This window comes from Kaistia dalseonensis (assembly GCF_030814715.1).
GTDB classification, from domain to species: Bacteria; Pseudomonadota; Alphaproteobacteria; order Rhizobiales; family Kaistiaceae; genus Kaistia; species Kaistia dalseonensis.
The window spans coordinates 658,666-679,889 of sequence record NZ_JAUSVO010000003.1 but is presented as its reverse complement, the minus strand read 5'-3'; the positions used below and the strand labels follow the sequence as shown (position 1 = coordinate 679,889).

At 62.4% G+C, this 21,224-nt stretch carries 22 protein-coding genes; 11 read left to right on the top strand and 11 right to left on the bottom strand.

Annotated elements, in window-relative coordinates; all coding sequences use genetic code 11:
• Nucleotides 1-53 precede the first annotated feature (53 nt).
• The 7 genes from QO014_RS13685 to QO014_RS13655 all read left to right on the top strand — a co-directional run bounded on the left by QO014_RS13685 (nucleotide 54) and on the right by QO014_RS13655 (nucleotide 5,714).
• On the top strand, nucleotides 54-281 hold the full coding sequence (locus QO014_RS13685; RefSeq protein WP_266349253.1) for a hypothetical protein: 228 nt from the start codon (nucleotides 54-56) through the stop codon (nucleotides 279-281).
• Between the two features lie 76 nt (nucleotides 282-357).
• The gene (locus QO014_RS13680; RefSeq protein ID WP_266349252.1) at nucleotides 358-723 is read left to right on the top strand and encodes a helix-turn-helix domain-containing protein; all 366 of its coding nucleotides are present in this window, start codon (nucleotides 358-360) and stop codon (nucleotides 721-723) included.
• Between the two features lies 1 nt (nucleotide 724).
• Nucleotides 725-2,494: a ParB/RepB/Spo0J family partition protein gene (locus QO014_RS13675; protein ID WP_266349251.1), complete on the top strand. Its 1,770-nt coding sequence runs from the start codon at nucleotides 725-727 to the stop codon at nucleotides 2,492-2,494.
• Nucleotides 2,494-2,919, top strand: a complete 426-nt coding sequence (locus tag QO014_RS13670) for a hypothetical protein (protein ID WP_266349250.1) — start codon at nucleotides 2,494-2,496, stop codon at nucleotides 2,917-2,919. Before QO014_RS13675 ends, QO014_RS13670 begins: the two co-directional genes overlap by 1 nt.
• Nucleotides 2,920-2,924: 5 nt before the next feature.
• Complete coding sequence (locus QO014_RS13665) at nucleotides 2,925-3,383, top strand: hypothetical protein (protein WP_266349249.1); 459 nt, start codon at nucleotides 2,925-2,927, stop codon at nucleotides 3,381-3,383.
• Nucleotides 3,384-3,411: 28 nt separating this feature from the next.
• The gene (locus QO014_RS13660; RefSeq protein ID WP_266349248.1) at nucleotides 3,412-4,002 is read left to right on the top strand and encodes a DUF1643 domain-containing protein; all 591 of its coding nucleotides are present in this window, start codon (nucleotides 3,412-3,414) and stop codon (nucleotides 4,000-4,002) included.
• Complete coding sequence (locus QO014_RS13655) at nucleotides 3,999-5,714, top strand: hypothetical protein (RefSeq protein WP_266349247.1); 1,716 nt, start codon at nucleotides 3,999-4,001, stop codon at nucleotides 5,712-5,714. The genes QO014_RS13660 and QO014_RS13655 overlap by 4 nt, the downstream gene beginning before the upstream one ends.
• Nucleotides 5,715-5,773: 59 nt before the next feature.
• Here the strand turns inward: QO014_RS13655 and QO014_RS13650 are convergent, their stop codons facing one another.
• The 5 genes from QO014_RS13650 to QO014_RS13630 form a co-directional block, all read right to left on the bottom strand.
• Complete coding sequence (locus QO014_RS13650) at nucleotides 5,774-6,538, bottom strand: DUF8758 domain-containing protein (RefSeq protein WP_266349246.1); 765 nt, start codon at nucleotides 6,536-6,538, stop codon at nucleotides 5,774-5,776.
• A complete protein-coding gene (locus tag QO014_RS13645) occupies nucleotides 6,507-7,046 on the bottom strand; it encodes a DUF488 domain-containing protein (RefSeq protein WP_266349245.1) in 540 nt (179 codons plus the stop codon). Before QO014_RS13645 ends, QO014_RS13650 begins: the two co-directional genes overlap by 32 nt.
• Nucleotides 7,047-7,114: 68 nt before the next feature.
• Complete coding sequence (locus tag QO014_RS24580; protein ID WP_323181239.1) at nucleotides 7,115-7,426, bottom strand: DUF6362 family protein; 312 nt, start codon at nucleotides 7,424-7,426, stop codon at nucleotides 7,115-7,117.
• 423 nt (nucleotides 7,427-7,849) lie between these two features.
• Complete coding sequence (locus QO014_RS13635) at nucleotides 7,850-8,812, bottom strand: aldo/keto reductase (protein ID WP_266349243.1); 963 nt, start codon at nucleotides 8,810-8,812, stop codon at nucleotides 7,850-7,852.
• An 83-nt stretch (nucleotides 8,813-8,895) separates the two neighbouring features.
• Nucleotides 8,896-9,780, bottom strand: a complete 885-nt coding sequence (locus tag QO014_RS13630; protein ID WP_266349242.1) for a DUF1349 domain-containing protein — start codon at nucleotides 9,778-9,780, stop codon at nucleotides 8,896-8,898.
• A gap of 184 nt (nucleotides 9,781-9,964) precedes the next feature.
• Here QO014_RS13630 and QO014_RS13625 point away from each other — a divergent pair, with 184 nt between their 5' ends.
• Nucleotides 9,965-10,867: an AraC family transcriptional regulator gene (locus QO014_RS13625; RefSeq protein WP_266349241.1), complete on the top strand. Its 903-nt coding sequence runs from the start codon at nucleotides 9,965-9,967 to the stop codon at nucleotides 10,865-10,867.
• A 348-nt stretch (nucleotides 10,868-11,215) separates the two neighbouring features.
• On the opposite strand, the gene QO014_RS13620 is transcribed toward QO014_RS13625, so the two are convergent.
• From QO014_RS13620 to QO014_RS13605, 4 genes are all read right to left on the bottom strand, one after another.
• Nucleotides 11,216-11,575 (bottom strand): hypothetical protein, encoded by a 360-nt coding sequence (locus QO014_RS13620; protein WP_266349240.1) that lies wholly within the window; start codon nucleotides 11,573-11,575, stop codon nucleotides 11,216-11,218.
• Between the two features lie 573 nt (nucleotides 11,576-12,148).
• Nucleotides 12,149-12,298 carry a hypothetical protein gene (locus QO014_RS13615; RefSeq protein WP_266349239.1) on the bottom strand — a complete coding sequence of 50 codons (150 nt, stop codon included), beginning with the start codon at nucleotides 12,296-12,298 and terminating at the stop codon, nucleotides 12,149-12,151.
• Between the two features lie 165 nt (nucleotides 12,299-12,463).
• Nucleotides 12,464-12,805 carry a hypothetical protein gene (locus tag QO014_RS13610; protein ID WP_266349238.1) on the bottom strand — a complete coding sequence of 114 codons (342 nt, stop codon included), beginning with the start codon at nucleotides 12,803-12,805 and terminating at the stop codon, nucleotides 12,464-12,466.
• A 60-nt stretch (nucleotides 12,806-12,865) separates the two neighbouring features.
• A complete protein-coding gene (locus QO014_RS13605; RefSeq protein ID WP_266349237.1) occupies nucleotides 12,866-15,313 on the bottom strand; it encodes an arylsulfatase in 2,448 nt (815 codons plus the stop codon).
• A 232-nt stretch (nucleotides 15,314-15,545) separates the two neighbouring features.
• On the opposite strand from QO014_RS13605, the gene QO014_RS13600 reads away from it, so the two are divergent.
• Nucleotides 15,546-16,544 carry a helix-turn-helix domain-containing protein gene (locus QO014_RS13600; protein WP_266349236.1) on the top strand — a complete coding sequence of 333 codons (999 nt, stop codon included), beginning with the start codon at nucleotides 15,546-15,548 and terminating at the stop codon, nucleotides 16,542-16,544.
• 1,116 nt (nucleotides 16,545-17,660) lie between these two features.
• On the opposite strand, the gene QO014_RS13595 is transcribed toward QO014_RS13600, so the two are convergent.
• Nucleotides 17,661-17,792 (bottom strand): hypothetical protein, encoded by a 132-nt coding sequence (locus QO014_RS13595; RefSeq protein WP_266349235.1) that lies wholly within the window; start codon nucleotides 17,790-17,792, stop codon nucleotides 17,661-17,663.
• Between the two features lie 155 nt (nucleotides 17,793-17,947).
• Here QO014_RS13595 and QO014_RS13590 point away from each other — a divergent pair, with 155 nt between their 5' ends.
• Both QO014_RS13590 and QO014_RS13585 read left to right on the top strand, forming a co-directional pair.
• Nucleotides 17,948-18,844, top strand: a complete 897-nt coding sequence (locus tag QO014_RS13590; RefSeq protein ID WP_266349234.1) for an SDR family oxidoreductase — start codon at nucleotides 17,948-17,950, stop codon at nucleotides 18,842-18,844.
• 57 nt (nucleotides 18,845-18,901) lie between these two features.
• The gene (locus tag QO014_RS13585) at nucleotides 18,902-19,903 is read left to right on the top strand and encodes an AraC family transcriptional regulator (RefSeq protein ID WP_266349233.1); all 1,002 of its coding nucleotides are present in this window, start codon (nucleotides 18,902-18,904) and stop codon (nucleotides 19,901-19,903) included.
• 374 nt (nucleotides 19,904-20,277) lie between these two features.
• On the opposite strand, the gene QO014_RS13580 is transcribed toward QO014_RS13585, so the two are convergent.
• A complete protein-coding gene (locus QO014_RS13580) occupies nucleotides 20,278-21,171 on the bottom strand; it encodes a LysR family transcriptional regulator (protein WP_266349232.1) in 894 nt (297 codons plus the stop codon).
• Nucleotides 21,172-21,224 lie beyond the last annotated feature (53 nt).

Below are 21,224 nucleotides of genomic sequence, written 5' to 3'. Positions count from 1 at the left end.
CATTTCCCCCCCGCGCGCGGCGCCCAAGGCTTCTGGAACTGGAGTGACAGCCTGTGAACATCACCATCCGCAACACCGATCGGCTCATCGACGTGAACGGCGTTCCCGCCCGCATCTGGGAGGGGCAGACCGATGCAGGGGTTCCCGTCCTCTGCCTGGTCACGCGGATATCGCCGCAATCGCTCGATCCAGCAGCCATCGAGACCTTCGCGCGCGAGCTGACCGAAACCACGCCTCCGACCGACGCCGCGGTCGCCATTCCCGCGCGCCTCATCCTCTGAGCGCGGTCTTTCGCCCCGGCCGTTCGCCGACGCCATCGGCGGCCGACCGCATCTCCACCCGAACAAGGGGATCATCATGATCCAGAAGACCATCGACCCGATCGACATCGAAGTCGGCCGTCGCGTGCGCCTGCAGCGCATGAGCATCGGCATGAGCCAGGAGAAGCTCGGCGACGAGCTCGGCATCACGTTCCAGCAGATCCAGAAATACGAAAAGGGAACGAACAGGATCAGCGCGAGCCGGCTCGTCCGGATGGCCACGGTGCTCGGCGTGCCGGCCGCGGCGCTCCTGCCGACCGACGACGTGCCGGCGACGGCGCCGCCGCAGATGAGCCAGCAGGCCTTCAGGGTCGGCATGCACTTCGAGGAGATCCGCGACGGCCGCCTGCGCAACGCGCTCGCCTCGTCCGTCGCCGCGGCCGCCGGCGTGGAGGCGATCTGAAATGGCCGAAGCATCGACGCTGATCCCGCTCAACCTTCTCCGCTTCGGCCATGAGGCCGACCCGCCGATCAATGCGCGAACCAAGGGCCGTAATGACGATATCGACGGCATGGCGGCCTCGCTGCAGGCGCATGGTCAGATCCATCCGCTCGTCGTCAAATCGCTCGAGGGCGGAATTTTCGTCAGCGACGGCAACCGTCGCCTGGCCGGGTTCTTCCTGCTCGCGAAGGAGGGGAGTATTCGCGCCGATCATCCCGTCAAATGCGAGGAGATCGCCGCGGGCGCGGATGCGAAGGAAATATCGCTCGCCGCCAATGTGATCCGCGAGGCCCTGCATCCGGCCGACGAATACGTCGCCTTCATGGCACTCGCGGAAGATGGGCTCGGCGAGGCCGACATCGCGCGCCGGTTCGGCATCGATCCCCGCAATGTCAGCCGCATGCTCGCGCTCGGCCGGCTCTCGCCGAATATCATCGACGCCTGGCGCGCGGGTGCCTTCGGCGATAGTCGCAACGAAATGGACTGCGTGCGCGCCTTCACGCTCGCGCCGTCGCTTGCCGAGCAGGATGCGGTCTACGAACAGCTGGCGAAGGCCGGACGCTTCTGGCCGGAGGTCATCCGCGCGCAGTTCGGCGCCGGCGATCGGGCGGCGATCCAGAATCTGCAGTTCGTCGGCAAGCGGGCTTACCTCGCCGCCGGCGGATCGCTGGTCGAGGACCTGTTCGGCACCAACCACGCCATATCGGATCCCGGCCTGCTCAAGGACCTGATGCAGGCCAAGCTGAAGGCGGAATGCGAACGGCTGATCGGCGAGGGCTGGTCCTGGGCGGAGCTCGACTGGGAACTGCCGCCGTCGGCGTATTACGGCTGGTCGAGGACGGAAAAAGCCCCGGCGCGGGGCTCGCAGGCAGAACTGGCCTTGAGGGCCGAGCTCAACGAGCGCGTCGAGACCGGAACGGCGTCGGAGGACGACATCCAGGAACTGCGCGAGCTCAAGCGCGAACTGCAGCTGCGACCATATACGGACGAAGAGCGGGAGGCTTCTGGCGTCATCGTCAGGCTGGACGGCGCGGGACATCTCGATCTGCGACCTGGCGTGGTGAAACCGGCCAAGGCCACTGCATCGGCATCGGCGGCCGAGGATGCCGGCGGTGCGGAGTCGAAAGTGCCGACGATCTCCAATGCGATGATGCATCGCCTTTCGATCAAGCTGACCGAGGCGACGCAACAGGCGATCGCCGAGGAGCCGCGCGTCGGTCTCGTCGCCCTGCTGTCGGGGTTTCTGTCGCACGAGGCCTACAGCGACCCGATCCGCGTGCAGCGCAACGGCTATGGCCGTGTGACCCGGCGACCCGAAAGTGTCGAGACCTTTGGCGCGATCTTCGCCAGGCTGTCTGCGATGACGGACGGCGAACTCTTCGCGGTCGCCGCCGGCATCGCCGCACGTGCGGTGGATCTGCAACGAATGTCCGTCGACCAGCCGCCACTCGCCAACGAGGGCATTGCCGCGCTGCTCGGCGCGATGAACGGCGAGCGGCTCGAGGGGGCGATCCGCCAGACATTCGACGCCGCGGATTATTTCGGGGGGATCAGCAAGCCGCTGGTCGCCCAGGCGATTCACGAAGCCGGCTTCGCCGAAGACCAGGTCAAGACGGCGAAGATGAAGAAGGGGGACGTGGTCGCCTTTGCCATCGCCAACGTTCCAGGCACCGGCTGGCTGCCGCCCGAGTTCCGAACCGCCCATTATGCCGGGCCGGGGAGGGCAGGCTGATGCGTGGCTCTCCCATATCCGCATCCAGTTCGGGACGCCCGTGGCGCGAGGCACGCGACGCCGAGATCGTCGAGCATGCGTTGGCGGGGCGGCCGCCCGTCGTCATCGCCGAGACCATGCGGATCTCGATCGAGACGATTTATGGCGTGCTGCGAAAGGCCCGGAGCTCCGGCATTGCCGTTCCCGCCTTTGCGCGGCGGCCGCCGGGCGACGAGCCACGCCGCTTCGGCCCTGTGCGCCGCATGCAGGCGACGCTGCACGATCGCGGAGCCGAACGCCCATGGGCGGAAGGTGACGACGCCCAACTCGCCTCTCTCCTGCGGCGCGGCGTTCGACTGACCAGCGTGGCCGCCATGATGCGCCAGCCCTATGGCGTCATCTTCGCAGCCGCCGGCCGTCTCGGTCTGTTGCGGGTGCAGTCATGAGGGCGATGGTCAGCTCGCCGGCGCCGCTGCGTGCGCCCTATAGCCCAGTGCGGAGCGACTGGCCCAATTGCTATCAAATGCTGTGCGGCCATTGCGACCTGCAAGGCGGTTGCGCGGTCATCGAGGGCATGATCGAGATGGCGTCCGGCGGCGCCTGGCCCGAAGGTGGATGGGTCACGGACCCCGGCGCCGGGGTCACCTGCCTGTCCTATGTTCCCCGGGCGCGGCCGTCACTGCCGCGCCAGCAGCTTCGCGCCATCCAGCGAACCAAGGAATCGGCGCTGCCGTCGGTCTGCGGGGGCTGCGCGGCCCGTAAGGGCAGCGAAGCATCGACGAGCCTGCATACGCGGCGCGACTATCAGGCATGCGTCCGGTCGCGATCGCCGTTCGTCTGTCACGAGGACCCCAAACACGAACGGCTTTGCGGCGGTTGGTGCCGGGCGATCCAGAGGAGATCGACATGAACCGGTCCGAGCATCAGCGGGTCGCATAATGTTGCCGGGTCAACTCGCGCTGACGTTCCCGCCTGATAGATCGGCGACCAGGCCAGCCGAACCGATCGAGCGGACCGCCCTGATCGGTGGCGCCGACAACGAACTGCGCTGGTCGCTTCGCAGGCGATGGGCCGATGGTCCATGCGTCGCCTGGTGCGGCCTCAATCCCTCGCGCGCCGACGGGTCCATCGACGACCCGACCATGCTGCGCGAAATGGGCTTCAGCTTTCGGTGGGGGTTCGGATCGCTGGTCAAGGTCAACGTCTATCCGTTCCGCTCGCCTTCGCCTGTCGCACTCGCGGAGTGGCGCAAGCGGCTCGGCCGGAACGACATTGTCCTTCGCGACGCGGCCGAGCGGGCCGCTGCGGCGATCGCCGGCTGCGACCTCTTCATTGCGGCCTGGGGCAACGGCGCCGAGCCCGATGATCTGGCCCGGTGGCTCGCGATGGTCGAGCGCGCTCTCGGGTGTCCGATCGCCTGGCATTGCCTCGGCACGAATGCAGATGGCTCGCCACGTCACACGCTTTCGCGGGGGCGCAATCGCGTCCCTGACGACATGATCCCGGTCTACTGGAGCCCAAGCCGATGACGACGACCGAGGAATCGGGCCTGCCGACGGCGCTGCTGGATACGCCGCTCGCCATCATCGGCACGACGGGCTCCGGCAAGACCTATGTGGCGAAGGGTGCTGTCGAGCTGCTGCTCGAGCTCGGCCGCCGCGTCTGCATTGTCGATCCGCTCGATGTCTGGCATGGCCTGCGCACCAGCGCCGATGGCGTCGCGCCGGCATTCCCGGTCGTGATCTTTGGCGGCGATCATGCCGACGTCCCGATCAATCCGACCATGGGCGGACAGCTGGGTAGCCTGATCGCGCGAGGCGTGGCGCCGGCGGCGATCGTGGTCACCGCGGACATGACCGGCGGCGAAACCAATCGATTTCTGACGGCGTTCTTCGAGGAGCTCTTCGCCCGAAATCGGGAGGTACTGCATCTGGTTCTCGACGAGGCGGACGCCTTTGCACCTCAGAACCCGACGCCGGGCGCCGAGCGGCTGAAGGGCGCTGTCGACAAGATCGCGCGGCGCGGCCGCGTGAAGGGCTTCAGGCTGATGACGATCACGCAGCGGCCGGCGGTCCTGGACAAGTCCGTCTTGTCCCAGATCTCGACGCTGGTCTCGATGCAGCTGACATCGCCACAAGATCGGAAGGCGCTTGAGGGCTGGATCAAGGGTAACGCCGACGAGGGCGCTGCCAAGGTCGTTCAGGCCAGCCTGCCGAAGCTGGCGCGCGGCGAAGGGTGGATCTGGTCCCCGGCGGCCGATGTGCTGCGACGGGTCCATTTTCCGGCGATCCGAACGCTCGACACGTCGCGCACGCCGGAGCCGGGCGAGCGCCTGGTTGAGGCGAGGGCTGCGGCGACGGTTGATATTTCCGCGATCCGCGATGCGCTCGGTTCGGCCGCCGCGCCTGCGGCGCCGGATGTTGCGCCGACCAGCGCTCGCATTGCGCCCGAGGTGATCGAGCTGGAAAAGGCGTCGATCGAGCAGCGAGGCTATGAGCGAGGCTACGCCGAAGGGGCGCGCACGGGTGTCACCGTCGGCTGGAAAGCCGCTGCGACGTCGCTGCTCCGGGACATTGCGGGGTTTCGCAATGTCCCTGGCGAGCGCGACCATGATCTGATCGCCGATCTTCTCCTCGCGACCACTCGGCTCGGCGCCAGCGAGCAAGCGGCAAGTTTGCCGGTTGATGCGGCACCGGCGATCGTCGAGCCACTCCGACCGGCTGCCGCGCCGGTGCGCCGAAAGGCGGCGGATGCTTCATCAAGCTTGTCCGGGCCGCAGCGGCAGCTGCTCGAGGCGCTGGTGTTCTGGGCCGAGCTCGGCGAGCCCATGCCGACGCGCGCACAGATCGCCGCGGTCGCGGGATGGAAGGTCACGTCGGGACACCTCAGGAATATTGCCGGTTCACTGCGTGCAGCCGGGCTGGTCGACTATCCGGCCGAGGGGCGAGTATCGATGACGGACGCGGGCCGTTCCGCCGCACCTGAAGCGGATTCGAGCATTGGCGTCATCGAGCGGGTGAGTGCGATACTGTCCGGGCCGCAGAGGGATGCGCTCGGCGTTCTGCTGCGATCGGATGACGGCTGCCTGACGCGTGTCGAACTCGCACGCCGAGCCGGCTGGAACGCCTCCAGCGGACATTTGCGAAACGTGCTCGGCTCCCTTCGGACGCTCGATCTCGTAACCTATCCGGGCCCGGGAGAGGTTGAACTGACGGCCTGGGTGAGGGCGGCCAGGGGATGAAGAACGCGGGGCATTCTGATGCTCCACCAGCGTTTGCCGATGCGGCCACAGTTCAAACATCAGAACAGCGATGGTTGTGCCAATCGATCGACACGCAAGACACCGTTGATAAGCCAGACGTCCGGATATCGCGAATGCGTGCCCATGGCCAATACCATCCCCAGTCGAGGGTATTCGACGCCGAACTTCTCTATCATGCGCTCCAGCGCGGTCTGCTCGCCGTACAATCTCGACCATCTGAAAAATGTGGCTTCGATCTCCCAATCTTGGCAGGTTCCCTGACGATCGCCGTCTTCGGTCCGATAGCGGTAGATGAACCGGTAAGGGCAGGGCTGATACGCGGCCAACTCCTTCGCGAACAGATCGACCTGACGCGCCAGCAGCTCAAAACTTCGACGATCCCGGTCGAACTCCTCCTGAGGTTTGCGCTCGTACGAGAAGCCCAGAATTTCAGGGCGGATGACAGCTAGACTTCTGCCTTGCTCGCGCTCTTTGACTAGGCTCGAAACCACTGCCTTATCGACGAAACTGGCTCTTTCCGACTGCTTGAGCTCGCGCAAAATCCGGATCGTATCCTGATCAACGCGCTGACTTTCGAACCGCCCGTCATCCTTCGGTTTGCGCCAGTTATATCTGATCTGGTCCCATCTACCGAACTGCTGATCCTTGGTGAGCCGACGGAACGCAATCGGATAGAGGCGCCGCCAATTCCCGTAGATGTCCAAGCCGGCGCAGCAGACGGTCTCCCCGCGGGCAGTGGCGTTGGGGGCTGCCTTGATAAGGATTACGACTTCATCGGAACCCGACTTGCTCTGCTCGGTCATGTAGCGCTCGGTCCGCTTTCTCGATCGTCATGGCCAAACCTGCTTTGACGCCGAGGTGCGTAACGACAAATCCCGCCCTACGCGTCATCGCATCCGCAACCATTCGACGATGACAATTTGAAAAATCGCGTTCAAAGCAGAGTAAGCATGCCGAGCGTCCGGTTGCAGCAGCAATTGCACTATCCAATCCGAGTTGTGCTGCATCCGTTGTCAAATGTTGTGAATAGATCGATCGGAACTCGTCGAACCGACCCTCTCGCGCTGCGATCCTACCTGCCTTGGGGTCGCCGAGAGACCTGATGTGCAAATAGTCAATTCCTGCTGCAGCCAATTGAGACTCTAGCGCGCGTTTTGAAAAGCCAGGCTTTCGCGAGATCGGTACGTCCCGCACGTCGACGACGAGTTCTATGTGACGAAGGGCTAGCGTAGCCACGAAGTCGGCCAGTACGCTGCCTTCATATCCGATGGTGTATAGGGCGCGGCTGGTGAAGTCCGGCTTTATGGTCATTGCACTGCCCTCTGGCGAAGCATCTCGTTATGAGAGACGCCATAATCCATGGCTGTGCAAGAAATGGTTCATTTCATGCCGATCTTGACAATCTCTTCGTGAAACTGCCGGACGATGTCGTCGATCGCGGCATTCTCCCATCGGCGGATGGTCTCGTCATGTTTGCCGAATTTCGCGGCCAGCTTCCATGTTGGCGTGCCGAACGCTCGTGCGGTGATGATCCGCACATTGCGCGCCCCATCGTTCTGCCGGCCAAGCCAGGACAGCCAGGCGAGCACGTCGAGATAATGATCGATGTCCTTGGGCTCAGGAGAGAACCGCGCTGCCCGCGCGGCCTGCCAGCCGAACGACTCGACGGCTTCGCGCACGTGCTCCGGCATGCATGAGCGTGGGCTGCTCAGCCAGCCACGCTCGCGATCGGGCTGCGCTGCAAGGGTCAGGATAGCCCTATAGAGAAGCTTGGCGCAGCCATCCCGCAGAAGTCTGGCGTGTTCCCGGCTGGGGGAGCTTGCATAAGCGCGCTGGGTGCCGGCGACGTGTGCGGCTGAAGACGGAATCGGTAGGCCCTCCTTGGCGGGGAGAACCGGGTGCGGTGACGGCAACTATACAATCGTATCACGCAAATCCGATCCCCGCAAAAATTGCCGGCAGTTAAGTGGAGGGTGAGTTTGAATGCCAGATCTGTTCGATGGAGGACATGCATCGCCTCGCGATCAATTGCCTCCTGTTGGCCCAACGCCGTCTTTCTTGAGGACTGTGCATGGCGCCCTGAGCGGTCGGCCGGTTAGAGCAAGGCTCCTTGATCAAATCCATGTGGGGAGCATGGATGGAACGTATCGCGCTCCGGCGCCACCGTCTGGCAGAATTTCCACGATCCTCGCCAGATCCTCGGGCGTCAGGTCTAAGTCGACAGACGCAATGTTCTCATCCAGGCGGTCTTTGCGGCGCGTTCCCGGAATTGGCACGATGTCGTCACCCTGTGCGAGAAGCCATGCAAGCGCCAATTGCGAAACGGTTGCGCGTTTGGCCCTCGCAAGTTCAGTGAGCTGCCGTACCGCTTCCATGTTCCGCTCAAAATTGCCTGGCTGCCAACGCGGATCGAAGCGCCGCATGTCGTTGCTCTCGTACTCGGCTGCGGGCTTGACGGCTCCTGTCAAGAAGCCCCGGCCGAGCGGAGAGTAGGCGACGAAACCAATTCCGAGCTCGCGAAGTGTTGGAAGCAGAGATTCAACCTCACGCTCGAACACTGAATATTCGGTTTGCAGGGCGGTGACGGGCTGAACGGCATGTGCCCGACGGATTGTGGCGGCGCCAGCCTCGCTGAGGCCGAAATATTTGACCTTGCCGGCTTCGATCAGATCACGAACGGTGCCGGCGACATCCTCGATCGGCACGTTCGGATCGACCCGGTGCTGGTAGAGTATATCGATCTGCTCTATTCCGAGATTGCGGAGACTGTTATCGGCGACTTCGCGGATGTGGTCCGGCCGGCTGTCGGTGCCGAAATCGTGGGTGAAACCGAACTTGGTGGCGATAACGATGTCGTCGCGAAAGCCCTTCACCGCCTCGCCCACGATCTTTTCGTTTTCGCCCCAGCCATACATCTCGGCCGTGTCAAAAAGAGTCACACCCCGCTCGTAGGCATGCTTGATCGTCTCGACACTTTGGGCGTCATCGCTCGATCCATATGCTATTGACACACCCATCGCGCCGTAGCCGATCGCAGAAACAACCGGGCCGTCTTTTCCAAGTTTGCGGTACTTCATCGTGCATTCCCTGATCGCGCACTGTGCCCATTCGCTAAGGCTCCAACATGCGCTCGGTCCATCGGGCTCTTGCTGTCGCTTGCTCAGTTGCCGAGCATGGCCAGGAGGTCGGCTTCCGGCAGACCAGGATCGGCCAGTGGATTGGCGCTGACCTGAGTGTACCAGTCTGGCGGCACTTGCACCTTCGGGCGAGAGAAGCGGATCCAGTCGACTTCCAATATCATGTCTACCGGCGCATCGCGGTTTACGGTGCGGTTGACGACGTCAGGGTTGTCGGCGCCAATCGGGACGTTGTCACTGATGGTGTAGGCGTTCAAACCGACCTGCATGACCGGATTGCTCTCCATGCGATAGAAGCGGTCACGCACCTGCCAAGCCGTCTCGCCTTCCGGGCGCGCCATGACGATGATCGACACACCGACTCGCACCATGCGCAACTCCACCCAGCCGCTGGGGAATGGTCGCAACTTCAAGGAGGAGTAGCTGTTGAAGGTCGACTTCGCCTCCGTCATCTGCTGACCAGCCACATATCCAACGCCGGTGGTAAGGAAATGCCAGTTCTCGGAACGCGGCACCCAGGTCTTTGAGTCCAATTTGTTTGGAACACGCGCCATCAGGCCGCCCAAAGACCATGTACCTCCAGCAATTGCCTTTTCCGCTCCGCGCACCCTCACACGAGCACGAACATCGAAGTCGCCATGGACTTCGCGGAAGAGAAACGGCGCGTTCAGGTCATAGATCCAACCCGAATGGTATGGCTCGATATGCAGAGTACCGGGCGTTGTGACCCCAACATCCACCTTCTTGACTTTGTTCGGCCAGCCATACGCTTCATGAAACCAAGTCCAACCGCTCAGGCTGCCGCCGTCAAACTCATCCGACAGTGTTGCCAAATCGTCCTGCGCCGCGGCCGGCCAGGCGACCGAGGCCGCGAGCAGACCTGCTACAAATGCCATGAGTACGCGCACCGCACTTCTCCCTTCTGGACATCGAAACATAAGCGCCCGACGAACGGCCCCTTGCGCCATGTCGGCAGCCTCTAGCTTAACGGTAGGTCTTCGGGATCGTTGGCACGTGCCCAATTATCCTGACATCTTGCCTAATTCTCTCGATACGTTGTGTTTGGTCGGGAGGTTGCACTACCCTAGGGAGATGAGCACACTTGAAGAACTGCGGCGCTTGGCGCTGCAACACTCGACCAAGCAGAAGACGGTCACGCCCATCGCGCGGTTCGAGTTCCTGCGCCAGGCAATGGCTACAGAGCTGGTTCCGGTACTCTATGTGCCGGTTCTCTGCCTCGTCCTCCAGGGCGCGAAGCGCGTTCTGATCGGCGACACGGTGCTGAAATACAAAGAAGGCGAGTACTTCGTCGCAGCAATCGAAGTTCCGGCCCTTGGCCAGATCGCCGAAGCGAGCAGCGATCGGCCTTACCTCGCCATCAATTTCTATCTCGATCCGGCGATCATTGCATCAGTGCTGCTGGAAACGCCCAGCGTAGCAGAGGCCTCCGTGGCGTGTGGATTTGCGGTCAATTCGGCGGATCCGCATCTCTTGGATGCGTGGCGAAGAATGAGCGACCTGCTCAACAGACCGGAAGAAATATCTGTGCTCGCGCCATTAATAGAGCGGGAGATCATTTTCCGACTGCTCAATGGTCCCCAAGGAGCGCTCCTGCAACAAATCGCCAATTCCAACAGCCGCCTCTCCCGAATTCGAACATCAATGGCATGGATACGAGAGAAGTATAACTCATCGATTGGTGTCGAGGATCTCGCCAGAGTCGCTGGGATGAGTGTTTCAGTATTTCATAAACACTTTAAGGCTGTGACGACGTTGTCTCCGATCCAATATCAGAAGCAAATTCGCCTTCATGAGGCCCGCCGGCGAATGCTTGTCTTGCAAGATGACATTGCCAGTGCTGCTTTCTTCGTTGGATATGAGAGCGTCTCCCAATTTAGCCGAGAGTACAGACGACTGTTTGGGGCTTCGCCGGCCAAAGACAGCAAACGTCTGCGTTCGATATCGAGTCCAGATGTCTTGGCGTCAGGCGATTAGCGAGAAGCCGTTGACCATAGCGTCGGACGGATGGGGTTGTGACCCTCATCCTTGGGGCAACATGCAGCGCAACCAGAATACGAATGTCCGGTTCGGTCGCACGGCGGCGATTGGACGCTTACACGCCGACGTTCGTACAGGTCGCTAGACGAAGTTACGGTGCCAAGGGTCTATGTGATCAGAATGTCAGGCAACAGGCTCGATAGGACCAGAAAGAGCGCAAGGACGAATGACTAGCGCAATCGGAATTCTCGAAATTTCTTCGGCTAATGCCCAGTCCGCTTTCGGATCGTTTCCCGCTCCCGGAGAGCTCTGCTGGTATTCGGTGCCTTCCGAATTCAATCTGACCTACTGCCGGATCTCCCAATTTGCGGCTGCAGATGCATCTTCGACGTCGCTGACGTTGACCCGCTTCAACCATTCGAGCTTGTGCTCGAGTGTCGGTCCTTCGCCATAGCGGGGACGGTTGAACTTGTGGCCCATCAAGTCGGCCTGCAGGCGATCGGGCATGTCGGCGGCCGTCAAGCGGTCCTGGAAGCTGTGGCGAATCGAGCGTATATAATTCGTGTTCGACAATACGGCCTCTGCGTACCAGCTTTTGTACCAGAAAAAGCACCAGACGCCCGAACCAACCTCCTCTGAAAGCTGCTGAACGCTTGGATTTTGCGCCCAATCAGAGTTTAGTTCGAATCCCGCTCCCTCCGCCATCAACTAACCCATTGATATTGTTATTCTTTTTGTCTTTTGACGCTGCGAATTGGCCCGACATTTCCGCGGCTTGCGGCTGCCTCATCACCGGCGGGGGTTCGCGAGACCTTTTCCCCGCCGATTCTGTGCCGCTTTCTCGGCCGTGCCTCCCCGCCGGCTTTCGGCAGTACCAAAGCTCGGTCGGACCGGGACTGGGCGTTTCGTGGACTGCGTGCTGGCCGGTCCGGGCGGGCGAGGCGTTAGAAGACGGCGGTCCGGCACTATCGTCAGGCTTAGAAGAACGTTGGTTTCGGACCGCGGTCGACAGCGTCGCTGAGCACAGTTTGCGGCAGGTAGGCCATGATGACGGTGACAGGGCCATGAACGCACTTGGCTGGAAGCGATGGCCGGAATTGGGCTCAGTGAGCCTTGACGCCTCGATGCAGAGGGGGGCGAGGATCGTGCCTGCTACGCCGTCATCGACCGGCTATGCGAATCCGAGCGCCTGCCGCTGCCCGGCCCAATCGACGGGAAGTCGCGTATCCACCATGAGCTTGTTCGCGCTGAGTTCGACAGGCTGGCGACCCACAAGAATCACCTTCCGAGCCGGATCCCGCTTAACGCCTGAGCGAAGTCCTGGCCGACGATCCGGAACTCGCCGGCGTCGACCGACTGACCTTCCCGCAGAGCTTTCGCTGCACCAATCTCGCCCTGTGGGATGGAAAAGAACAGGACCATCGCCATGACTGGATGATCCGCCTATTCGCACCGACGAATTCGTCGCAGCGATCGTCTACTGGCGCCCACGGACGAACAACTGCGCCTTCTTCTTTGCGAACAGCATCGGCGGCTGATGGAACGGCGAAGGGTAAGGCACCCTGAGTTCCATCGATGGGGAACTCTACTCTGCTACCTTCGGCGCCAAAATGCCAGCGCCAGCAACACCGTCAGGACAAGATGCAGCGCCACCGCCGGCCAAAGCAGGACGCCGACAGGACCGCCCGCCGTGCCAAACCGCGCCAGTCCGAGCGTCACCAGAGTGCTGTAGAGCAGCATGCCGAGCAATGGTGGCCCCGGCCAGCACGCAACGCCGAGCGCGGTCAGCGCGATGCCGGCGAGGCGCGCGATATCGCCGGCGACCCCTTCAAGCGGCTGGCCGAGCAGCAAGTGCCCGACCAGCGATGGCACGATCAGCAGGGCGATGCCGGTAGCTGTCTCTGCGACGGCAGCGAAGACCAGAAGACGCTTCATGACATCTCAGGGCGGATCGGGCACGCCGCCGCCGGACTGCGCAGCATGCCACGGTCCCCGTCAGGGCTTGACGGCAGCATCGCGATCCGGCTCCAGTTTGACGGTCAGTCTATCGATCTTGCCGGTGAACTTGAACGGCGACTCGTAGCGATCCTCGACGAGCGCCACGCCCGTCCGCGTATCGAGGCCGACATCGAAGGTCTCGTCCTCGGGGAAGGTGATCGGCGTCGTGTGATCGAGCGCATTGCGAGCGACCTCCTTGCCGTCGACGGACAGCACGCCGGTTCCTCCCTTGCCGAGGCCCGGCTCGGCCGACTTGAAATCGAAGACGATCGTGTGCTTGCCCGGCTCTAGCTGCGGCCCTTCCCAAAGCGTCCGCTTCAGATCGAGCAGATTGTAGAGGAAGACGACCTTGCCGCGCCCGATGCCGAACTCGCCCTTGCCGAGATAGAGCCCATAGCCACCGAAGCGCCCGCCCTCGGTGACGATCATGCCCTCGGCTCCGCCATCAGGAATTTCGACCTCCGCCGTGATGGTATAGGACTTGTTCAGGACGCTCGGCGCCGCGCTCGGCGGGACGCCGCTGAGTTCGCCGGAATAGGTGAACTCGGTCTGGCCGGCGGTCAGGCTCGGACGTGGGGTATTCCAGCGCGTGAGAGTCGAGTTGTCGAGCGGCAGGACGTTGTATTTCGCCGCCTCGGAGTAGAAGAGCGCCTTCATCTCGTTGACTTTGTCCGGCATCTTCGCTGCCAGATCGTCAAACTGGGTCGGGTCCTTGTCGACGTTGTAGAGCTCCCAATTGTAGCCGGTGATCACGTCCGGCGGCGTCTTGGTGCTGAGTTCCCAGGGCAGCGTGACGGGTGTCGTCGCCGCAACCCAGCCATCGTGGTAGATGGAGCGGTTGCCGAGCATCTCGAAATACTGGGTCGTGTGCGGTGTCGGCGCGTCAGCATTCGCCTTGTCCCAGGTATAGGCCATGCTGGTCCCTTCTATCGGCTTCTGCGGAATGCCGTCGATCGCGGCAGGCGCCGGAATGCCGGTGGCATCAAGGATGGTCGGCACGATATCGATGACATGCGAGAACTGCCGGCGGATGCCACCGCCCTCGGGAATGTGACCCGGCCAGGACATGGCGACGCCCTGCGCCGTGCCGCCGAAATGCGACGGCACCTGCTTGACCCATTTGAACGGCGTGTCCATCGCCCAGGCCCAGCCGGCCGCGAAATGCGGGAAAGTTCGCTCCGAACCCCAGAAAGGATACCAGAGATACTGGTCCTTCACCGGCACTGCGACGCCGTTGAAGGTGGTGAACTCGTTCGGCGTGCCGTTGAGCATGCCCTCGGCTGAGGCGCCATTATCGCCACCGATATAGATGATCAGCGTATTATCGAGTTCGCCGAGGTCGTCGACCGCCTGGATGACGCGGCCGATCTCATGGTCGGCATAGGCGAGATAGGCGCCGTAGACATCTGCCTGCCGGATGAACAGCTTCTTTGACTCGAGGTCGAGTGAGTCCCATGTCGGGAGGGTGTCCGGCCAAGGCGTCAACTTCGCGCTCTCCGGCATGATGCCGAGTCGCTTCTGGTTGGCGAAGATCGTTTCGCGCACCTTGTTCCACCCCTCGTCGAAGAGATGCATGGCGCTGATCTTCTTGACCCATTCTTCCGTCGGATGATGTGGGGCGTGCGTGGCACCCGGAACGTAGTAGACGAACCAGGGCTTGCCGGGAGCGACTTCCTTCAATTGCTTCACATGCTGGATCGCTTCGTCGGCCATCGCGGTCTCGAGGTTCCAGCCGGGATTGCCCTCGAAGGGATAGATTGCCGTCGTGTTGCGGAAGAGGTTCGGCTGCCACTGGCTCGCGTCGCCGCCGACGAAGCCGTAGAAATAATCGAAGCCCATGCCGTTCGGCCACTGATTGAACGGTCCCGCCTGGCTCGACTGGAACGACGGCGTGTTGTGATCCTTGCCAAACCAGGCTGTCGAATAGCCATTGTCGCGCAGTATTGTGCCGATCGTGCCCTTGTCGATCGGGATGATCGAATCGTAGCCGGGGAAGCCGGTCGAGACCTCGCCGACCACGCCGAAGCCGACCGAATGGTGGTTGCGGCCAGTGATCAGCGCCGCCCGCGTGGGCGAACACAGCGATGTCGAATGAAAGTCGGTGTACCGCAATCCGGCCTGCGCAATGCGGTCCATCGTCGGCGTCGGGATGACGCCGCCGAACGTGCTCGGCGCGCCGAAGCCCTGATCGTCGGTCATGATCAGCAGCACATTCGGCGCGCCCTTCGGCGGCACGACGCGGGGTGGCCACCACGGCGTCGAGTCCGAGGCCTTCTCCTTGATGACGCCACCAAAGGGCGGTGGCGGCGGCGGAAGCTGCGACCCGCTGATGGTCGTGGTCGCGCTCGGTGATCCGGCGACGCCGGTTACGGTTTGAGCCGCCGATTGCGCGAGGCCGAACGAAATCAGACCCACGCTCGCCAGAAGAACATGAAAAGCCCGCATATCAGCACCTCCCCGACGCATGCCAGGTGACCCTTGCAAAATGCCGCTCGGCACGTTGGCCGTCGTCATGGCAAGACTGCTGGACTGTTGATCCCGGTCGCCGAGGACGTCAATTGATACGAAGGCGAGGGCCATGGAGATTCTGGCGTGTCGGGTCAAATCGCTCTATGGTCGCCCCGTTCTCGATTGCCCAAGGGCATTTGGGCATCGGTCGCACGGAGACCGGCCGACGATGGCGACATCCATCCCCTTGATCCGCGCGGCGCCGCTGCAGATTATCTTGCGCTGGCTTGATGCTCAGGGTCGGCCGGCAGGCGATCGGTTGCGAGCGGTAGACCTCGCCTATGTCGCCAGATGTTCAGCCGAACTCCCCATACCGCTGCTTCCCGCCCTCAGACTCCTGCGGCTGCTGGCCTTGGTCGAAGGACCGGACATCGCCGCTCGGATCATCTCGCAGAGTAACGTTGCAGACTTCGGCAATTTCGGCCGCGTCATCCTCGGTTCGGATACGCCGCGTCATGCACTCAACCGGATCGTTGCAGCGCTGCCCCGTTACTCGACGCACGAATATGTTGCCGTCGAGCCAATTGCCGGCGGGCTGTGCGTGCGGGTCGGATGGTCGCTGGTGCTGGATGATGAGCGCATGCACCTGTCGCAGCAGTTCGCTGCGTCGCTTGTCTGCGGGCTCTATGCGGCGACCTGTCGTGGCCAGACGCCGCCCCGCAGCCTCCGGATGCGTCGGCATCCAGATTTTGGCATTGAGCATCTTCGCCCACTGTTGGGACCGTCTCTCGCTTCGACTGACGCGGCGACATTGGAGATCGATCTAGACGATGCCGTCCTGGATGCGCCTCTATCCTTCGGAGCGAAGGGGTTGGCGCTTCCAGACAGCGACTGGGTACCGCTGCGGGGCGATGGCTCTTTCAATCACTCAGCGCGACTTGTCCTTGCGGCGATGGTCATCGATCCACCTGTGACCATCCAGCGACTGGCTCTTGCAGCCGGCATGTCATCGCGTTCGTTACAGCGCGTTCTGACCGCGGAAGGGACGAATTTCAGGCGCCTCAGGGACGAAACGCACGAGGCGAAGGCGCTCGGCGCACTGAAGGACGGTTACAGAAATTTGTCGGCTGTTGCCGGCCATCTCGGCTATTCGGAGCAGTCGTCGCTCAGCCGTGCAGTCCGGCGTTGGACCGGCGCTCCACCCGGGCATATCGCCTCAAAGGGCTAGCCGAATGGCGACGGGGCTCACCAAAGCGCGTTCAGGATAGACCTGCTTGCGCTTGAATATCCCGCAATCGAACCAGACTGCCGGCCAGACCAGGACACCTATCGGCAACGCGATCGTAGGGACGGTTGAAATGAGCCCGCCTTGGTCATCTCCCCCCGCGCAGCAATCCTCCGATCTGGCATCATGCCAACGCATGACAACGACCTCATCCGAAAGAGAGCAATCGTTGGTCGACTTGGAGTTCGCTTGGCGGACCGCTCCCAGCATTCGACAATCGGACTTCGCAAAGCGACAATCTCTGCCCGCCTTGCGGCAGGGCAACACTGCGTAACGACAATGCCGAACCGATATTCGACAAAGCGATCCCGCATCTGCGCAATCGGATCCCACAGGCGTGCAGTCCGATCCAGGCGAACGACAATGCAATCCCGCCAAACGACAATCGCTTTTCCCTGATAGCGACTGCGAACGCCGCTCCAGAGTCGGAAAATCGGCCCATCAATTCAACAGAGGATTTCGGGTAACCCACGGAAACAGCGTCATTTTCTAGCGGGCGTCCCCATCCGAGCCGAGAGAAAGACGCTCTCTGGCGTTTCTGCTCCGAACAGGGAATGCAGGCAGAGACGGGTTTGCAACGGACTGCGTCCGCCGCCATCAATTAACAAATTGATATTATTGCTCTTTTTGTCTTTTGACGCTGCGAATTGGCCCGACATTTCCGCGCGTTGCGGCTGCCTCATCGCCGGCGTGGTTTCAGGAGACGTTTTAGGCGCCGATTCCGCGCCGCTCTCTCGGCCGCGTCTCCCCGTCGGCTTTCGCCAATACCGAAGCCAGGCGGGCTGGGACCGGGCGTTCGCAGACTGCGCGCTTGCCAGCGTGTCTGAGCGCGGCAGGAGGCGACAACCGCAGGGCAGCCAGGCGACTCCGAAGAACTTTGGTTTCGCATCACTACCAGCGGCATCGCTGCCGCCCGAGCGACCAACGGGCTACGGAAATCGTGGGAGGCCATGGGACGTTTCTGGCTGGAGCGACGGCAGGGCCGGCTGGCAGTATTCCCCCAGCCGGCATCGATTTATCGGGTTCTTTGATCGTGTCGCCAAGCGGTCCGTGAGACCGCTACTCGAACCCAAGCGCCTGGCGCTGTCCCGCCCAGTCGATCGGAAGACGAGTATCGGCCATGAGCTTGTTCGCCGTGAGTTCGACCGGCTGCCGGCCATCAAGAATGGCGGCGATGATACCGGGCGCCAAGAAGGCCACCCGAGGCCGGGCCGCGAAAGGACCGCAGGCGTATTGTCTGACGAGGCATAACCACGATTCCTGACCCGAGATGACCGTTGATGGCTGCCCCCGTTGGCCCGTTCATAAATCCTCTGATCCGCTAGCTGTCGCGATCGGATAGCGCAATGGCGTCCTCTGCGACTGCGGGATTGACCGCCACAGGCCAGATGTTCGCTCATCAAGTCAGAAAGGAAGCGAACATGGCACAGACAATCCTCATCACCGGCGCCTCGAGCGGCCTCGGTCGCGCAACGGCCATGCAATTCCATGCCCAAGGCTGGAACGTCATCGCCACCATGCGCTCGCCCGATCAAGAGAGAGCGCTCAACGCGCTCGACAATGTGCTGGTGACGCGCCTCGACGTTCAGGATACCGCTTCAATCGACGCTGCGGTCCAGGCCGGCATCGCGCGGTTCGGACGGATCGACGCGCTGGTGAACAATGCCGGCTACGGCGCCTACGGCCCTCTGGAAGTGACGCCTGCCGATAAGATTCGGCGCCAATTCGAGGTCAACGTACTGGGGCTGCTGGCGACGACGCAAGCGCTGATCCCGCATTTCCGCGCCCTGCATGGCGGTACAATCGTCAATGTCGCCTCGGTTGGCGGGCGGTTCGCCTTCCCGCTCGGTACGCTGTACCATGGGAGCAAATTCGCCGTCGAAGGGCTGACGGAAGCGCTGATGTACGAGATGGCCCCGCTCGGCGTCCGCGTGAAGCTGATCGAGCCGGGCGGGATGCAGACCGACTTTGGCGGACGCTCACTTGATTTCAGCAATGATCCGGCAATTGCGGAATATCAGCCGCTGATCCAGTGTGTGCTTGATGTGATGGGCCCGGCCATGGCGCAGGGCTCGACGCCCGAGCGTATCGCAGAAATCGTCTATCACGCCACGACCGATCACAGCGACCGGTTGCGTTATGCCGCTGGTGACGACGCCGTCCAGCAGATCACTGCGCGGCAGGCAACCGATGACGAATCATTCTTCGCCGCCATGCGCGCGACGTTCAACCTGGCAACCTGAGGCGTTCACCGGGAACGATTGGCGGGTTAGGCTACGCAAAATAATCCAGGTGCATTGATGGTGACTACGCCACATCCGCTTTACGCGCTCGATACGACATGGCGCACGCTATTGGCCGATCTTGGCTTGCGCCCCGCCGATGTGCTGCGCCGGGCGGGACTATCGGATGATTTGCTGACACAGCCGTCTGTGCGCCTGCCTTCCGAAGACTACTACAGGCTATGGGCGAGTATCGAGGACGCCTTGGCCGATCCATTGTTGCCCCTACGTTTGTGCACCGGCGTGAGAGCGGAATCGTTCTTGCCGCCCCTTTTCGCGGCGTTGTGCAGCCCGAACCTGCTGGTGGCCTTGCAGCGCATCGCAAAATATAAGGCGCTGATCGGGCCTATCCGGCTCGGCGTGGTGCAAGAGCCCGACCGGGTGACGGCGGAGTTCAGCTGGTTGGATGCGCCGTGGACGCCGCCGCCGTCGCTAGTGATGATGGAACTTCTGTTCACCGTTCAACTGGCGCGGATGGGAACACGGGAGACGATCCGACCGATTGAATTCTCGATCGGCACCGTGCCGGGGCCGCTGGCACCATATGAGGAATTTCTCGGAATTCGTATCCGTCGGGCTAACAGCCATCGGGTGGTTTTTGATGCGCGCGATGCAGCAATGCCGTTCCTGACCTCGAACAATGCGATGTGGTCGATGTTCGAGCCAGACTTGCGACAGCGACTTGCCGATCTGGACGCAGATGTGAAGACAGCGGAGCGAGTCCACGCAGTTCTGCTCGAAGGCTTGCCGAGCGGGTTGATCGGCATGGACGCGATCGCCTCGAAGCTAGGCTTGAGCAAGCGCAGCCTCCAGCGGCGGATCGAAGCTGAGGGCACCAGCTTTCAGGAGATTTTGAGAGGCACTCGCAACGCGCTGGCGCGGCATTATCTCCGCAAGACGAGGATGCCGATTGCCGAAATATCCTTCTTGCTAGGCTTTGACGAGCCGAACTCTTTCTACCGTGCCTTTCGCAGTTGGGCAGGGATGACCCCGGAAGGTTTTCGCACTGCGTCGTCGTGAAAGCTGTCATGAACAGCGAAGACAACGCGCAATTTAGCGGATCGCCATCCTGCTCGCGAACGAGCATTTCTGTCGTGAGACGACGTTTCAGCAGTGTTCAGCGACCGACAGAGATTGGTCGGGTGCCGCCGAGAGCGAATGCCGCTTCATGGGACTAATCTGACGTTCGCGCCGCGCCAGACCTAGGGCAGCTTTTACCGTGAGCCACCGTCCGACTGGCTGGCCGCCCTCATCGTGTAAATCATGATGTCGACGCCCAGCGGTACACCGTCGGGTTCAAGCGCATCATTTCGCAGGAATGCTCAGCCATGCACGCGTTCCGCCAATGTCGCGCAACCTGATCGGAGACCGCTCACAGCGGCTAGTCCATCTCTTCAGCGGGACAGAAACGGCGCAAGCGTCTCGGTCGCCCAGTCAACGAACACCCTGACCTTCGGCGACAAGTGCCGATTGTCCGGGAACAGGATCGATATGGGCGTCGGCACTGGCCGATAATCCGCCATGACCTCGACCAAGGCGCCGGATGCGAGATCGTCGGCGAAGCGATAGCGCGGCGCCTGAACCATCCCGCACCCCAGTCGTGCCGCCGCGGCGCTCATGTCCGCACCGCTGACGAGCAGACGTGCCGGCAACGCCACCTCCACGACCGCGCCATCGACGGTGAACTCCAGAGGTAAGGGTCGGCCGGTGCGGGAGGACACGAAGCCGATCATTTGATGCCCCGCTAGCCGGTCGGGCGCTAAGGGAACGCCGTAACGCTCAAGATAGGCGGGACTGGCGCAGGTGATCTCCTCGATCGTGCCAAGGCGCCGGGCGACCATGCTGCTGTCGGCGAGCGTTCCTGCGCGCACCACGCAGTCCACCCCCTCTCGCACGAGATCGACGTAGCGCTCGCCTTCGCTGAGATGGATGCTCAGCCGGGGATGCTGCGCCAGAAAGTCGGGAAGCCCCGGCAGCAACATGGTCCTGGCAAGCGACCCTGCGACATCGACGCGCAACCGACCGGATACGGTCCCGGAGGCGGTCTGGTCCGCATCTTCCAGATCGGCGAGGATCGCCGTGCAGCGTCGGTAATAGGCATCGCCTTCGCTCGTCGGCCGAACCTGCCGCGTCGTACGGTGGAGCAGGCGGGCGCCGAGCCGCCGCTCCAGTGCCTGAATCGTCGCCGTCGCGGCGGGGCGGGACATGCCGAGGTCAGCCGCTGCAGCACTGAAGCTTCCGCGGTCCACGATACGCACGAACAGCTCAAGAGCGGTCAGCCGGTCCATGATGTTTTGTTCCTCCCTGCGGAACAGTGATGTCTGATCATTCGGTCTAAATG

Bases quoted from the DNA above. Each gene is read 5' to 3' on its own strand.
- QO014_RS13680 (WP_266349252.1), top strand. From the start codon at position 358: ATGATCCAGAAGACCATCGACCCGATCGACATCGAAGTCGGCCGTCGC.
- QO014_RS13675 (WP_266349251.1), top strand. From the start codon at position 725: ATGGCCGAAGCATCGACGCTGATCCCGCTCAACCTTCTCCGCTTCGGC.
- QO014_RS13670 (WP_266349250.1), top strand. From the start codon at position 2,494: ATGCGTGGCTCTCCCATATCCGCATCCAGTTCGGGACGCCCGTGGCGC.
- QO014_RS13665 (WP_266349249.1), top strand. From the start codon at position 2,925: ATGGTCAGCTCGCCGGCGCCGCTGCGTGCGCCCTATAGCCCAGTGCGG.
- QO014_RS13660 (WP_266349248.1), top strand. From the start codon at position 3,412: ATGTTGCCGGGTCAACTCGCGCTGACGTTCCCGCCTGATAGATCGGCG.
- QO014_RS13655 (WP_266349247.1), top strand. From the start codon at position 3,999: ATGACGACGACCGAGGAATCGGGCCTGCCGACGGCGCTGCTGGATACG.
- QO014_RS13650 (WP_266349246.1), bottom strand. From the start codon at position 6,538: ATGACCGAGCAGAGCAAGTCGGGTTCCGATGAAGTCGTAATCCTTATC.
- QO014_RS13645 (WP_266349245.1), bottom strand. From the start codon at position 7,046: ATGACCATAAAGCCGGACTTCACCAGCCGCGCCCTATACACCATCGGA.
- QO014_RS24580 (WP_323181239.1), bottom strand. From the start codon at position 7,426: ATGCCGGAGCACGTGCGCGAAGCCGTCGAGTCGTTCGGCTGGCAGGCC.
- QO014_RS13635 (WP_266349243.1), bottom strand. From the start codon at position 8,812: ATGAAGTACCGCAAACTTGGAAAAGACGGCCCGGTTGTTTCTGCGATC.
- QO014_RS13625 (WP_266349241.1), top strand. From the start codon at position 9,965: ATGAGCACACTTGAAGAACTGCGGCGCTTGGCGCTGCAACACTCGACC.
- QO014_RS13620 (WP_266349240.1), bottom strand. From the start codon at position 11,575: ATGGCGGAGGGAGCGGGATTCGAACTAAACTCTGATTGGGCGCAAAAT.
- QO014_RS13615 (WP_266349239.1), bottom strand. From the start codon at position 12,298: ATGGCGATGGTCCTGTTCTTTTCCATCCCACAGGGCGAGATTGGTGCA.
- QO014_RS13610 (WP_266349238.1), bottom strand. From the start codon at position 12,805: ATGAAGCGTCTTCTGGTCTTCGCTGCCGTCGCAGAGACAGCTACCGGC.
- QO014_RS13605 (WP_266349237.1), bottom strand. From the start codon at position 15,313: ATGCGGGCTTTTCATGTTCTTCTGGCGAGCGTGGGTCTGATTTCGTTC.
- QO014_RS13600 (WP_266349236.1), top strand. From the start codon at position 15,546: ATGGCGACATCCATCCCCTTGATCCGCGCGGCGCCGCTGCAGATTATC.
- QO014_RS13590 (WP_266349234.1), top strand. From the start codon at position 17,948: ATGGCGTCCTCTGCGACTGCGGGATTGACCGCCACAGGCCAGATGTTC.
- QO014_RS13585 (WP_266349233.1), top strand. From the start codon at position 18,902: ATGGTGACTACGCCACATCCGCTTTACGCGCTCGATACGACATGGCGC.
- QO014_RS13580 (WP_266349232.1), bottom strand. From the start codon at position 21,171: ATGGACCGGCTGACCGCTCTTGAGCTGTTCGTGCGTATCGTGGACCGC.